Here is a 13,556-nt window from a genome sequence, read left to right as displayed (position 1 = left end):
CGTGCGGCCCGGAGCGCTTCGGAGCTCCGGGTGCCGACTTTTCAGGCGAAATGGCAGCGGGCCGCGTGCGCCGCTGCCGGGTCGAATGCGGGATGGCGTTCGGCGCAGAGGGCCTCGGCTTGCGGGCAGCGGCCATGGAAGCGGCAGCCCGCCGGCGGGTTGAGCGGGCTCGGTGGCTCGCCCCGGAGCCCTGCGCCAGCCGCCGCCAGATCCGGATTATCCAGCATCGAGGCGGCGATCAGCGCGCGCGTATAAGGATGGCGCGGATTGGCGAAGAGTTCGGCCGCCGGGGCGAGTTCAACGATCTCGCCGAGATACATCACGGCGATGCGGTCGCAGAGCTCGCGCACCACGCGCAGGTCATGGGAGATCATCAGCAGGGTCAGCCCGAAGCGGTGCTTCAGGTCGATCAGCAGGTTGAGAACCTGCGAGCGCAAGGAGGCGTCGAGCGCCGAGGTCGGCTCGTCGCAGACGAGCAGCTCGGGCTTCAGGATCAGGGCGCGCGCGATCACGACGCGCTGGAGCTGGCCGCCCGAGCATTCGCGCGGCAGGCGGTCGTAGAAGCTCGGGTCCAGCCCGACCTCGCGCAGCATATCGAGGGCGATGGCGCGGCGCTGACCGCGATCGCCGATGCCGTGGGCGCGCAGCGGCGCTTCCAGGCTCTCGCCGAGCCGCATGCGCGGGTCGAGCGCGCCGAACGGGTCCTGGAAGACGAGCTGGACCTTGCGGCGCAGCGCCTGCAGATCGGCGCCGGCAAGCCCGCCGATCTCGGTTCCGCCGATCCGGATCAGGCCGCTATCGGCCCGGTCCATCCGCACCAGCAGCCGCGCCACCGTGCTCTTGCCGCAACCGGATTCGCCGACGAGGCCGAGCACCTCACCCTTGCCGATCGAGAGCGAGACATGATCGACAGAGTTCACCCGCCGGCCGCGCGTGAGCCAGCCGGGAGCCGGGTAGGTCTTCACCATGTCGCGGGCGTCGAGGAAGGCAGCGGTGGATTGGGCGTTCATTGCTGCGCCTCCTCGGGCTCCGGCTTCACCGCCCAGCAGCGCGCCTTGTGCGAGCCGTGGCAGCAGGCGAGCGCCGGCTCGTTGCTGCAGCAATCGTGATTGTGCGGGCTCTGGGCCGCGATGGCGCAGCGCGGCTGGAAGCGGCAGCCATGCGAGAGCTCGCGCGCCGAGATCGCACTGCCCGGAAGCGCCACCAGCCGGCCGCCGGCATCGCGCTTCAGCAGGGAGCACTCGACGAGGGCGCGGGTGTAAGGATGGCGCGGAGCCGAGAGGATCGCGCGCGCCGGCCCCTCCTCGATGACGCGGCCGGCATACATCACCGCGACGCGGTCGGCCAAGGCGGCGACGATGCCGAGATCGTGCGAGATCAGCAGCAGCGACATCCGCCTGCGCCTGCACTGCTCGTGGAGCAGGCGCAGGATTTGGGCCTGGACGGTGACGTCGAGCGCCGTGGTCGGCTCGTCGGCGATCAGCAGGTCCGGATCGGCGCTGAGCGCCGCGGCGATCATCACACGCTGCGCCATGCCGCCCGAGAAGGCATAGGGGAAGTCGCGGGCCCTCGCCTCGGGCGCCGGTATGCCGACCTCGCGGAAGAGTTCGACCACCCTCGCACCGGCTGCTCCACGCGACAGACCGCGGTGCCGGCGCAGGCTTTCGGCGACCTGGTCACCGACGCGGCAGGTCGGATCGAGCATGGCCTGCGGCTGCTGGAAGATCATGCCGATGCGGTTGCCGCGCAGGCCGTCGAGTGCGCGCGGCCCCATCGCCAGCACGTTCTCGCCGTCGAAGCGGATGCGGCCGCCGGTGATCTCAGCCGCACGCGGCAGCAGCCGCGTGGCAGACAAGGCGGTCAGGCTCTTGCCGGAACCGGATTCACCCACCAGCGCGACGATCTCGCTGCGGCGGATCTCGAGGTTCATGCCCTCGATCACCGGCGCGGCACGGCCGGGCGGCCCGATCGCGACGTGCAGGTCCTCGATCGCGAGCAGGGGTTCGGCCGGCGAGGCGGCGGCCCGGTGCTCGGCCAGCGAGACGACTACACTCATGGCTTGTCTCCCGTCTGCGAGAGTCCTTGCCCGATCCAGGTCACCGAGAGCGCGGTCAGGAAGATCGCCAGGCCGGGGCAGACCACCAGCAGCGGGGCGCGCTCGATATAGGGCTGCGCCTCCGCCATCATCGCCGCCCAGTCGGCATGGGGCGGCTGGATGCCGAGGCCGATATAGGAGAGCCCGCCTACGGTGATCATCTTGTGGCCGAAGCGCAGGAAGGCCATCGCCGAGATCGGGCCGATGGCGTTCGGGATGATATGGCGCAGGATGATGAAGCGGCGCGAGCAGCCGAGGATCTCCGCGGCGCGGATATAGGGCTTGGCGTTGATCTCGATGGCGAGCCCGCGGGCGAGGCGGGCGAAGGGCGTCCAGCCGACGATGGTCAGCGCCAGGATCAGCGTGCCGTAGCCGGGGCCGAGGAGTGCGACCAGGAAGATCGCCACCACCACCTCGGGAAAGGAGATCAGCAGGTCGACCGAGCGCATCGCGATCTCGTCGACGAGCCCGCCCTTGCGAGCGCTGATCACGCCGATCAGCGTGCCGAGGATGACCGACAAGGTCAGCGTCACCGCAGCGATGACGACGGCGAAGCTACCACCGACGAGAAGGCGGCTGAGCACGTCGCGGCCGAGATGGTCGGTGCCGAGCCAGTGTGCCTCGCTCGGCGGCTTCAGGCGGCGGATCAGCGCCTGCGCCGTCGGGTCGTAAGGCGCGAGCGTGGGGCCGAGGCAGAGCATCATGGCCACCAGGACGAGCAGCAGCGTGCCGGCGACGAGCGTCCAGTGCGGACGGGCGAAGCGCGGGCGGCGCAGCGTGTCCGGCGAGCGGGAGGGCGCCGCGGCGTCCGGCAGGGCTGCTTCAAGCGCCATGGCTGTGCCTCAGGGCGGGGTTGATGGCGAGATAGGCGAGATCGACCAGCGTATTGATCACCACGGCGAGCGCCACGATGGCGACGAAGCCGGCCTGGAGGACGGGGATGTCCTTGTTGATGACCGCCTCGTAGATCAGCCGGCCCATGCCCGGGATGGCGAAGATGACCTCGACGACGACGGAACCGCCGAGCAGGCCGGCGAGCCAGAGAGCGAACAGGGTGATCACCGGCATGGCGCCGTTGCGCAGCCCGTGGCGCAGCACCGTCTGGCGCAGACCGAGGCCGCGGCTGCGGGCGGCGGTGATGTAGGGCGCGTCGAGCACATCGATCATCGCGGCCCGGATGATGCGGGTGAAATAGGCCATCGGCCGCAGCGCCAGGACCAGCGCCGGCAGGACGAGCGAGGCCGGACTGTCCCACCCCGCCGAGGGCAACCATCCCAGCCAGAGCGCGAAGACCAGGATGCCCATCGGCGCCATCCAGTACTCGGGGATCGCGATGAGCGTCTGGGTCAGCAGAGTCGCAACGGTATCGGCGCGCCCGCCGGGACGCATCGCCGCCATCGTGCCGAGAGGGGCCGAGACCAGGAGAGCGACCAGCAGGGCCGTGAGCGCCAGTGTGATCGAGACGAGGAGGGCGCCGCCGAGCATGTCCGCGACCGGCGCGCGGCGGACGAAGGACAGACCGAAATCGCCGCGCAGCGCGTCGCCGAGCCAGGCGAGGTACTGGATCGCCAGCGGCCGATCGAGGCCGAGCTGGTGGCGCATCGCCTCGAGCGTGGTGAGGTCGACATTCGGGTCGGCGATGCGGGCGCGCAAGACCAGGAGCGCGGGATCACCTTCGCCGATATAGGGAATCAGGAAGGCGACGATGGAAACCAGGAGCAGCGTCAGCAGCAGGACGGTGCCACGGCGGAGAGCGAAGTGCCACATCGGCTGGGCTCCCTTGCGTTGCGTCCGCCGGGCACCGCCGCGAGAACGGCGCCCGGCTGTGTTGTTGGTGTCCGTCGCCTTCAGTCGACCGCGAGGTCCCTGGTCAGGGTGTACTGATAGAGCGGGTGGATGCGGTAGTTCCTGACACGGGTCTTGTAGCCGTCATTGCCGGCCTCATGGATGACGAAGACATTGACGGCCTTCGACTGCAAATGCTGCGCCAGATCGGCATACACGGCGTAGCGCTTGCCGGAATCGGCCTCCGCCGTCGCCATCGCCAGCTTCGCGTCGAAATCCTTGTCGCAATGCTGCGACAGGTTGAAACCACCGCCGCAGCCATAGTCGGACTGGAGGAAGCCGGCGGGGTCGGCGACGTCGACCAGATGGCTGCGCGAGAGCAGCGCCACGTCGTAGCGCCCGGCGATCATGTCCGGTTCCAGCGCCTTGTACTCGGCGAGGCGGATGCGGGCGTTGATGCCGACGGCCTTGAACTGATCCTGCAGGATGGCGGCGAGATCCTTGAACTCGATCTTCTCGCTATAGGCCATGATCTCGAGCTCGAGGCTGCCAGGCTTGACGCCGGCCTCGGCGAGCAGGGCCTGCGCCTTCTTGACGTCGTAGGAGGCAGGCTTGGCCGCTTTCTGCACCCAGGGTTCGTGCGGCGCGAAGGGGCCGATCGCCGGCTGGACCGAACCTTCGTAGACGCTGCCGGCGATGCCTTCGAGATCGAGCGCCAGCTGCAGGGCCTGTCGGACCTTCTCATTGTCGAAGGGGGGCTTCTTGGTATTGATCAGCAGCGTCGTGGTGCGCGGGGTCGCGAGCGTCACGACCTTGACGCCCGACGTCTTCTTCAATGCGGCCAGCGTCGAAGCCGGCACGGCGCCGGCGACATCCGCCTCGCCGGTGCGCAGTTGCGTGGCGCGGACGTTGGCATCCGGGATGAATTTGATCTCGGCTTCGGCGAGCGCGACCTTTCCGCCCCAATAGCTGTCGTTCCGCTTCAGGCTCAGGCTCTGCTGGCCGTTGACGCGGGTGATGACGAAGGGGCCGGTGCAGGTGCCGACCGGATCGATCTTGCCTTCCTTGTAGGCGGCCGGCGAGAGGATGCCGGCATTGGCGGCGGCGAGGCGGAGCGGCGTCAGCACCGAGGGCGACGGTGTCGTGACGCGCACCGTGTCCTCGCCGACCGCCTCGACCGACTTGATCACGCGCGGCGAGAAGGCGCGGGCCGGGGTCGGAACCCTGAGTACGGCGTTGAGCGAGGCTGCAGCGGCGGCCGCGGTCAGCGGCTTGCCGTCCTGGAAGGTCACGCCCTTGCGGAGCTTGAAGTCCCAGACGTCGGGCGAGACTTGCGTCCAGCTCTCGGCAAGCGAGGGCTGCAGCTTGCCGTCGAAATCGATCCGGGTCAGCGGCTCGAGACAGCCGGCCTTGGACAGGACGTTGGCGTCGTCGGTTTCGAGCGCGAAGCCGGCACGCGGCGGAAAATTCTCGGCGATGGTGATCTTGCTACCGCTCTGGGCAAGAGCAGCCGCAGGCCAGGCCGCAGCGCAGGCGAAAGCCAGGATGAGCGTCTTGGTCATGGTTCAAACCCCTCCTCTGAAGGCCTCCCGCCCCATCACCCCGTCTCTGACGGACTTTTGGGCTGCGAGGACGGCAGGCTCCGTTTGAATGTTACGTTATAACAAATACTCCTGGGCTCTACACGGCGGCGCATCGGCGCGCCACCTTCAGATCGTCGTTTCCGTCCCGGACTCACATGATCGGGACAGGCCCGCTCAGGCCGGCGTGTAACCGGCCTCGGTGATCAGCCGCGCGGCGGTGGCGCGGTCGCTCGCACCGGAGATCGAGACGAGGCGCGCAGCCGGGTCTGCAGTCACGATCGCGCCTGGCAGGCCGCGCTCGAGCGCGGATTTCACGGTGCCGGCGCAATGTCCGCAGGTCATGTCCTCGACCTTGAAGGTAAGAGCCGCATCGATCGGCTCAGCGGCGGCGGTATGGGTCTGGCAGGTGCACATGGCAGGGCTCCATTGGTCAGGCTTGCAAGGTCTGCGGCTTCCCACCGTGGCAAGGTCAAGAGGCTTTCTTGCCCTGCCGGAGAAAGCCTCAGGCGGAAGCGATCGCCTCGCCGCCGCGTCGGGCGGCGTCGCCGGCTGCGCGATCGCCGTCTCGGAAGAAGCCGAGCAGGCGCAAGGCGTTGAGCGTGACCAGCACGGTCGCGCCGGTGTCCGCGAGGATGGCGAGCCAGAGTCCGGTCGTGCCGGTCACCGTCGTCACCAGGAAGACCAGCTTCAGTCCGAGGGCGATCGCGATGTTCTGTCGGATATTGGCCATCGTCCCGCGCGAGAGCCGCACGAGCTTGCCGACATCGCCGACCCGACTCTTCAGCAGCGCCGCATCCGCGGCTTCGAGCGCGACATCGGTGCCCGAGCCCATGGCGATGCCGACATGGGCGGCGGCAAGCGCCGGCGCGTCGTTGATGCCGTCGCCGACCATCGCGACCGGACCTTGCGTCGCGAGCCTGCGCACCGACTCGACCTTGGCCTCCGGCATCATCTCGGCCTCGACCTCGACACCGAGATCGCGGGCGATGGCGGCACCGGTACGGCGGTTGTCGCCGGTCAGCATAATCGGGGTGATGCCGAGGCCGCGCAGTTCGGCGACGGCGGCGCGGGCATCGGCCCGTGGCTCGTCGCGCAGGGCGAGCAGGCCGACCGCCAGCGCCTCCTTCTGCACCACCACGACGGTCTTGCCCTGTTCTTCGAGGCTGGAGATCTGGCGGGAGACGACCTCCTCCAATACCCCGCGCTCGGCCGCAAAGCGCGGCGCGCCGATGAAGATGCCGGCGCCAGCGATCGTGCCCTCCATGCCCTTGCCGGCGACGGCGCGCACGGCACTGGCCACGAGCTTCGGCGCACGGTCGTCATCGGCACGCTCCGCGATGGCGCGGGCGAGCGGATGGCTGGACTCGCGCTCGACCGCGGCGGCGAGCGAGAGCAGGGCGCGGGCATCGCCTTCCAGCGGCACGATGTCGGTGACGACCGGCCGGCCCCAGGTCAGGGTGCCGGTCTTGTCGAAGGCCACGGCGCGGATACGGGACAGCTCCTCGATCACCGCCCCGCCCTTGACCAACAGGCCGTGCCGGGCAGCCATCGACAGGCTCGAGGCGATCGCGGCCGGCACCGAGATGACCAGGGCGCAGGGGCAGCCGATCAGCAGCAGGGTGAGGCCGCGATAGATCCAGGTGTTCCAGTCGCCGCCGGCCATGAGCGGAGGCAACACCGCCACCAGCACCGAGAGCGCGACGATGATCGGCATGTAGACCCGCGAGAAGCGGTCGATGAAGCGCTCGGTCGGCGCCTTCGCGTCCTGGGCCTCCTCGACCAGCGTGACGATGCGGGCGATCGTGTTGTCCTCGGCCGCCTTCTCGACGCGGACACGCAGCGCCGCTTCCTGGTTGATCGAGCCGGCGAAGATCGGCGCGCCGGGCTCCTTGGCCTTGGGTACGGATTCGCCTGTGATCGGCGATTCGTCGACGCCGGAATGGCCATCGAGCACAGTGCCGTCGGCTGGCACGCGGTCGCCCGGGCGCACCAGCACGGTCTGGCCGATGCGCAGCACCTCGGCCTCAACCTCGCGGACAACGCCGCCCTCGTCGAGCCAGGCGGTCTTCGGTACGAGCGCGGCGAGCGCGCGGATGCCGGAGCGGGCCTTGTTGGCGGCGACGCCTTCGAGCACTTCGCCGACGGCGAAGAGGAAGACGACCACGGCGGCCTCCTCGATCGCACCGATGAAGAGCGCGCCGGTGGCGGCGATCGTCATCAGCATCTCGATCGTGAACGGCGCCCCGGCCCTCGCGGCAGCGATCGCGCGTCGCGTGATCGGCGCGATCGCGAGCAGCGTCGCCGCGACGAAGAACCAGAAGGCGGCGGCGGGTACGATCTCGCCGGCGATGTAGGCGACGACGAGCAGTGCGGCTGCGGTGATCGCGACACGTCCCTTGTTGGTCTGCCACCAGCGCTTTGGCGCCTCGGCGGCGCGGGCGATTGCCGGGACGGCGGCTTGCTGCAGCTCCGGCTTGTAGCCGAGCCTGGCGATCTGCGCGGTGATGGCGTCGGAACTGGTGCCGCCGGGAGCGAGCTTCAGCGAGAGCGTCTCGTTGGTGACGGAGATCGCGATGTCCTGCACGCCGGGAAGGCGTTCGAGTGCGGTGCGGATGGTGCCGGCGCAGCTGGCGCAATCCATGCCGCTGACCTTCCAGCTCAGGCGATCGGGATCGGCCGCGTGTGCGGCGATAGTCGCTGCATGGCTGTGATCGTGATGGCCGTGATCATGCGAGCAGGCGCCGTGCGCGTGATCATGATGGTCGTGCTTCTGGGCGGCATGGCCGTGGGCCTCGCCATGATCATGGTCGTGACCGCAGCCGGCGTGATCGTGAGCGTGGGCGGCAAGGTCGCTGCCCTTGCCATGCTTGTGATCATGGCCGTGATCATGGTGGTCATGGTTGCAGCCGGCATGATCGTGAGCCTGGGCGGCGTGGTCGTGGCCATGCCCACCATGCGCATGCCCATGATCCTTCGCTAGCGCGTGGTCATGCCCATGATCATGGCCGCAGCCACAGGCATCGGCGGGCTCCGACGGCGTCGGCTTCGCCTGTACTGCCGGCGCTCCCTGCCCTTTCTGGCTGAGCAGCGTCGGGCCGAAGCCGAGCTTGCGGACGCGTTCCTCGACCTGCTCGCGGCTGGTGGCCTGGCCGGCGAGGGCGAGTGTCAGGCGCTCGCGCGGCACCGAGACCGCGACGTCGCTGACGCCGGGCAGGTTCTCGAGCGCCTTGCTCAGGGTTGCGGCGCAGCTGCCGCAATCCATCCCTTCCACCTTCCAGGTCAGGGTTTGGCGGGTCTCGGAAGCGGCGATCGTGGCCGAAGACATAGCGGTCTCCTCATGCTGTCCGAGGGACGCTAATTCCTCTAGCCACTAGAGGAGCAAGAGCACTTTTTATCTTTTTTTGAAACGGCGGATCGGGCTCGCGACCGGATAGCGGTCTGGCCATGGGACAGGCTCGGGCAAGCCGTGGCCGATGATCAGGTCGATCGTCTGTCGCGCAGCCGCCACAGCATGCGCGAGGACGTGCTGCTGAGCGGCATATTTTTCAATCGATGGATGCGCGAGCCCGGCCTGGCCGATCGCTTCCGAACGACTCTCACCAAAGCGCAGCGGCCGTCAGTTCACCACAATGGAGGCGATAGCGGGCGCCTGAGCTTTGTCGGATCCGCCGCAATCCGAGCGCGGAAGCGAGCGACGCGGCACGCCGATCGGGCACCGCCGCGCCAAGACCCGACTTTGGGCCGCCATCTGGAGGCCGACATTCTCGGCCACATTGATGGGTGAGACCGCCCCTTCAGGCTGCGGCCAGTTCGCGCGTTGCGAAGTCGCCCGTGTCGAGGCGGGCGATGAGCGCCGCGAGCTCGGCGGTCTCGGCTTCGGTCAGGTCGGTCAGCGGCGCACGCACCGGGCCGGAATCGCGGCCGATCACGCGCATGCCCGCCTTGATGATCGAGACGGCATAACCGCGCTTGCGGTTCCGGATCGCGATCAGCGGCAGGATGAAGTCGCGCAGGCCGGCCTGTACCGTTGCCCGGTCGCGCCTGCGCACCGCGGCGTAGAACTTGGTCGAGAACTGCGGGACGAAGTTGAAGACGGCCGAAGAATAAGTGGTCACGCCCATTTCGAGATAGGGCAAGGCGAAGGTCTCGGCTGTCGGCAGCCCGCCGACATAGGTCAGCCGGTCGCCCATCTTCAGATGGATGCGGGTCATCAGCTCGATATCGCCGACGCCATCCTTGAAGCCGACGAGATTGGGATTGCGCTCGCAGAGCTTCGCCAGCGTCTCCTCGGTCAGGATGGCGTTGTCGCGGTTGTAGACGATGACGCCGAGCGTCGTCGCTTTGCAGACGGCGTCGATATGGGCGGCCAGGCCGTCCTGTTCGGAGAAGACGAGATAGGGCGGCAGCAGCAGGATACCGTCGGCGCCGGCATCCTCGACTTGCCTGGCAAGCTCGCAGGCGGTCTGGGTGCCATGGCCGACACCGGCGAGCACCGGGACGCGCCCTGCCGTGGCGGAGACGGCGGTCGCGACGACCTTCACCACTTCCAGCGGCGAGAGCGAGAAGAACTCGCCGGTGCCGCCCGCGGCGAACAGGCCGGCGACCTCGTAGCCGCAGAGCCAGTCGAGATTGGAACGGTAGCGCGCCTCGTCGAAGGCGTTGGCAGCCGTGAACGGCGTCACCGGGAAAGACAGCAGGCCGTCGCCGATCCGCTTGGCCATCTCCTGCGGCGTGAACTTGCTCATGATCTCGATCCCTCGCTGGCGATGCCGAAGCAGTAGAGCAAGATCGATGCGGGTTGAGACCAATAACTGGATCGATCGATCCAATCGTTGAATTGTTTCTGATCCGAGACCACTTGCTGGACCGCCGGAAATTGGAGTTTCCGGCCTTCTCCGGGGCTCTCCGAAGGGAGCTCGCTCGGCCGAGACACCGGGAAAGGCGCGTCAGAAACATATCGAAACGATCCGGCAACACGCGCCCGGCATGGCGGAAACATGAAAGGTCTATCCGGCGGCAGCACGACTGCCGGGGGCGCCATGTCAAGTTTCGTTTCATCGTCGCGACCTGCAGATCCGGCGCCTGCCGGAAGAGCGGGCCCGGCAAGGTTCATCGTTCGGGCGGTCTGCGGCGTGATCGGCGCCCTCTGGACGGCCGCACTGCTCCTGTATCTTTCCGAGACGGGGCCTCAAGACAGCGTCACTGCTTGCCGCAACATGATCTATCGCGACCCGTTGACGGGCCGGGAACGAGGTATCGGGACCGCGCGCGTCGCTCCCGACGGGGCGATCACCTGCCGTGGCGTGACCTATCGGCCAGGCTCGCGATGACAGCTGCATAAGCCTGTCAGGTTCGATATGGTCGCATCGCTCGAGGCACCGGATATCCAAGTGAATGCATCGGCGCATATTCTGATCGTCGAGGACGATCGCGAAATCAGCGCCCTGGTTGCGCGCTATCTGTCCCAGAACGGCATGCGCACGGCGACGGCGCGCGACGGGCGCGAGATGGACCGGGCGCTGCGGGACGGCCGTTTCGACCTGATCGTGCTCGACCTCAACCTGCCCGGCGAGGATGGGCTCTCGCTCTGCCGCCGGCTGCGGCAGACGATGGTCACCCCGATCGTCATGCTCACAGCTCGCAGCGAGGACATCGACAAGATCATTGGCCTCGAAATGGGGGCGGACGACTATCTCGGGAAGCCATTCAACCCTCGCGAGCTGCTGGCCCGGATCCGGGCGGTACTGCGGCGGCAGGGCTCCGGGCAGCAGGCTCCCGACGAGCCGCCGGGCTCCTTCGTCTTCCATGGCTGGACTCTGAATGCGGGCAATCGCGAGTTGACCAATCCCGACCATGTCCGCATCGCGGTGACCGGGGCGGAGTTCGACCTGCTTCGTGCCCTTTGCGAGCGGCCGGGCCGCGTGCTCTCGCGCGATGTCCTGCTCGACCTCACGCAGGGTCGTGCGGCCGCTCCCTTCGAGCGCAGCATCGACATCCTGATCAGCCGGTTGCGCCAGAAGATCGAGCGCGAGCCGCGCGAACCGGAGTTGATCAAGACCATCCGCTCGGGCGGCTATCTCTTCACTGCGACCGTCGAGCGGCGATGAGTTGGCGATTCCGCTTGCCTGCCCGGATCGGGAGCCAGATCGCGCTGCTGGTGCTCAGCGTCATCGGCCTACTCTACCTGCTCCTGGCCGGAGCCCTGTTTGTGCAGTCTCCGCGCAACCGCCCGGGCCCCCCGGCGCTCGAGAGCATCACCACCGTCGCCAGGCTCGTCGCGCAGGCACCGGCGCAGCTGCGGCCCAGCATCATCGCGGCCGCGAACGAGGCCGATGCGCGCTTCCGGTTCACGTCGACATCCGGCGAACCAGGCTCCGCGGCAGCGATCTCGCATCAGCGCGAAGTCGACGGGCTGGCGCAGCGTCTCGGGACCGGCTTTCGCGTCGCGTCATCCGATATCACGGACAGAGACGAGCAGCTGCGGTCCTTCTCGATCGGCCTTCCGGACGGGACCGGCCTCGACGTCGCGCTTGCTCCCGGCGCTCTGGGAACGCCACCACCGCGTCCCATTTCGGTTCTGGTCATCGCCACGATCATCCTGATCGGGCTTAACATCGGCGCGCTGAGCCTGTGGGCCTCACGTGGCATATCGGCTCCGCTCGCGCGCTTCGCCACGGCTGCCGAGGAGTTCTCGATCGATCGCGACCCATCGCCGCTGCGCGAGGAGGGACCAGTGGAGGTTCGCACCGCGGCGCGCGCGCTGAACAGGCTGAGGGACCGCATCCATACCTTGTTCGTGGAACGTACGCGCATGCTGGCGGCGATCAGCCATGATCTGCGAACGCCGATCACGCGCATGCGGCTCAGGGTCGAGTTCATCGACGACGATGTCCTGCGCGGCCAGCTCACGCGCGACCTGGAGCACATGGACGCGATGGTCCACGGGGCGCTGTCCTATCTCCGGGACGCCAGTCGCCAGGAGAAGCGCTCCGCCTTCGATCTGTCCAGCCTGCTGCAGACCATTGCCGACGAATTCAGCGATGTGGGCCACGATATTCGCTATGACGGCCCGCGGCAGGCGGTCGTTCACGGGAACACCCATCAGTTCGAGCGGGCCCTGACCAATCTCGTCGAGAACGCCGTGCGCTATGGTCGCGAGATCCGCATCCGGCTGCGCGAGGAGGCCGGAACACTTCTGATCGAGGTCGCAGATGACGGCCCCGGCATTCCCGAGGGCGATCGCGCTCGCCTGCTCGAACCGTTCATGCGCGGCGACGAGGCGCGCGGGCGGATCGACTCCGAAGGGTTCGGTCTCGGTCTCGCCATCGCCCACTCCATCGTCTCCACCCATGACGGCGAGTTGACGCTGCACGACAACCTTCCGCGTGGCTTGCTGGTTCGCATCGTCCTGCCGGCCCACCAAGCGGCGACGCCGGCCACGAGCGCCTGAGCGCTTACAAGTTTCAACGTCGCTGAAACATTCAGCAACATTGGTGCCGGCTTTTCGCCAGAGCTTCCGACGACGGTCCCGTGAAAGCGAACGGGACAATCATGTTGGCCATTATCCGCACTCACCGCTCATCGGCGCTGTCGGCATCCGCCATGCTTGGTCTGATAGGCACCCTCGGTGCCTTCGGCATCGAGGCGCCGGCCACACCGCAGCCCGCCGCTGCCCCTGCTGAACGCAGCATATCCGGCAAGATCGTCGACAGGCTGCCGGGCAGCCTGCCGGCAACGTCTCGCTTCGCCGAGACACCCGCGCCATCGGACTGGTCCATGATGGCGGTGTCCGACAGCATGATCGCCGTCGCCTATGCGGCGGGGCGCGAGAACGGCCAGGCCGAGTCCAGGCCTGTTCCCGACGCGGCTGCAAGGTCCGCGACGTTGGCGCTGAAATCCGGCCACGCACGAGCGGCGCGGCCGCACGGGGGATCTCCGGCTGTCGCGTTGCTGCCGCCAGCACGCCCGGCTGCGCTCCGCATGCCGCAACCCGCTGCCCAGGCAGTCGCCCCGCCGGAACGGCCCGCTTCCATTGCGGCGCGGATGATCGCTTATGTCGGCTCGCTGGCCTCCCTGGCGCGCCCGCTGTGAGC

The 13,556-nt window shown here is 68.1% G+C and carries 12 protein-coding genes; 4 read left to right on the top strand and 8 right to left on the bottom strand.

All coding sequences use genetic code 11. The features are described from left to right. Positions 1-41: 41 nt before the first annotated feature. The 7 genes from ACQKLX_RS28450 to ACQKLX_RS28420 all read right to left on the bottom strand — a co-directional run bounded on the left by ACQKLX_RS28450 (position 42) and on the right by ACQKLX_RS28420 (position 8,788). Positions 42-1,010 (bottom strand): ABC transporter ATP-binding protein, encoded by a 969-nt coding sequence (locus ACQKLX_RS28450; protein WP_427364917.1) that lies wholly within the window; start codon positions 1,008-1,010, stop codon positions 42-44. Continuing rightward, positions 1,007-2,056, bottom strand: a complete 1,050-nt coding sequence (locus ACQKLX_RS28445) for an ABC transporter ATP-binding protein (RefSeq protein ID WP_427364916.1) — start codon at positions 2,054-2,056, stop codon at positions 1,007-1,009. The genes ACQKLX_RS28450 and ACQKLX_RS28445 overlap by 4 nt, the downstream gene beginning before the upstream one ends. Next, complete coding sequence (locus ACQKLX_RS28440; protein ID WP_427364915.1) at positions 2,053-2,928, bottom strand: ABC transporter permease; 876 nt, start codon at positions 2,926-2,928, stop codon at positions 2,053-2,055. The genes ACQKLX_RS28445 and ACQKLX_RS28440 overlap by 4 nt, the downstream gene beginning before the upstream one ends. Further along, the gene (locus ACQKLX_RS28435; RefSeq protein ID WP_427364914.1) at positions 2,918-3,862 is read right to left on the bottom strand and encodes an ABC transporter permease; all 945 of its coding nucleotides are present in this window, start codon (positions 3,860-3,862) and stop codon (positions 2,918-2,920) included. The genes ACQKLX_RS28440 and ACQKLX_RS28435 overlap by 11 nt, the downstream gene beginning before the upstream one ends. Before the next feature lie 80 nt (positions 3,863-3,942). Further along, positions 3,943-5,442, bottom strand: coding sequence for an ABC transporter substrate-binding protein (locus tag ACQKLX_RS28430; RefSeq protein WP_427364913.1), 1,500 nt, complete (start codon positions 5,440-5,442; stop codon positions 3,943-3,945). 195 nt (positions 5,443-5,637) lie between these two features. Further along, a complete protein-coding gene (locus ACQKLX_RS28425; RefSeq protein ID WP_427364912.1) occupies positions 5,638-5,877 on the bottom strand; it encodes a heavy-metal-associated domain-containing protein in 240 nt (79 codons plus the stop codon). An 88-nt stretch (positions 5,878-5,965) separates the two neighbouring features. Continuing rightward, complete coding sequence (locus ACQKLX_RS28420) at positions 5,966-8,788, bottom strand: heavy metal translocating P-type ATPase (RefSeq protein WP_427364911.1); 2,823 nt, start codon at positions 8,786-8,788, stop codon at positions 5,966-5,968. A 141-nt stretch (positions 8,789-8,929) separates the two neighbouring features. Here ACQKLX_RS28420 and ACQKLX_RS28415 point away from each other — a divergent pair, with 141 nt between their 5' ends. Then, complete coding sequence (locus tag ACQKLX_RS28415) at positions 8,930-9,247, top strand: hypothetical protein (protein WP_427364910.1); 318 nt, start codon at positions 8,930-8,932, stop codon at positions 9,245-9,247. A gap of 10 nt (positions 9,248-9,257) precedes the next feature. Here the strand turns inward: ACQKLX_RS28415 and kdgD are convergent, their stop codons facing one another. Further along, positions 9,258-10,208 carry a 5-dehydro-4-deoxyglucarate dehydratase gene (kdgD, locus tag ACQKLX_RS28410; RefSeq protein WP_427364909.1) on the bottom strand — a complete coding sequence of 317 codons (951 nt, stop codon included), beginning with the start codon at positions 10,206-10,208 and terminating at the stop codon, positions 9,258-9,260. A gap of 612 nt (positions 10,209-10,820) precedes the next feature. On the opposite strand from kdgD, the gene ACQKLX_RS28405 reads away from it, so the two are divergent. The 3 genes from ACQKLX_RS28405 (at position 10,821) to ACQKLX_RS28395 (ending at position 13,554) form a co-directional block, all read left to right on the top strand. Next, positions 10,821-11,570, top strand: a complete 750-nt coding sequence (locus tag ACQKLX_RS28405; RefSeq protein WP_427364908.1) for a response regulator — start codon at positions 10,821-10,823, stop codon at positions 11,568-11,570. 14 nt (positions 11,571-11,584) lie between these two features. Then, positions 11,585-12,913, top strand: coding sequence for an ATP-binding protein (locus ACQKLX_RS28400; protein ID WP_427364907.1), 1,329 nt, complete (start codon positions 11,585-11,587; stop codon positions 12,911-12,913). An 80-nt stretch (positions 12,914-12,993) separates the two neighbouring features. Continuing rightward, positions 12,994-13,554, top strand: a complete 561-nt coding sequence (locus ACQKLX_RS28395; RefSeq protein WP_427364906.1) for a hypothetical protein — start codon at positions 12,994-12,996, stop codon at positions 13,552-13,554. Positions 13,555-13,556 lie beyond the last annotated feature (2 nt).

Source organism: Allobosea sp. NPDC003192 (assembly GCF_050275675.1).
In the GTDB taxonomy this organism is placed as follows: Bacteria; Pseudomonadota; Alphaproteobacteria; order Rhizobiales; family Beijerinckiaceae; genus Allobosea.
The sequence above is the reverse complement of the archived record's forward strand: the minus strand, read 5'-3'. Positions and strand labels throughout refer to the sequence as shown.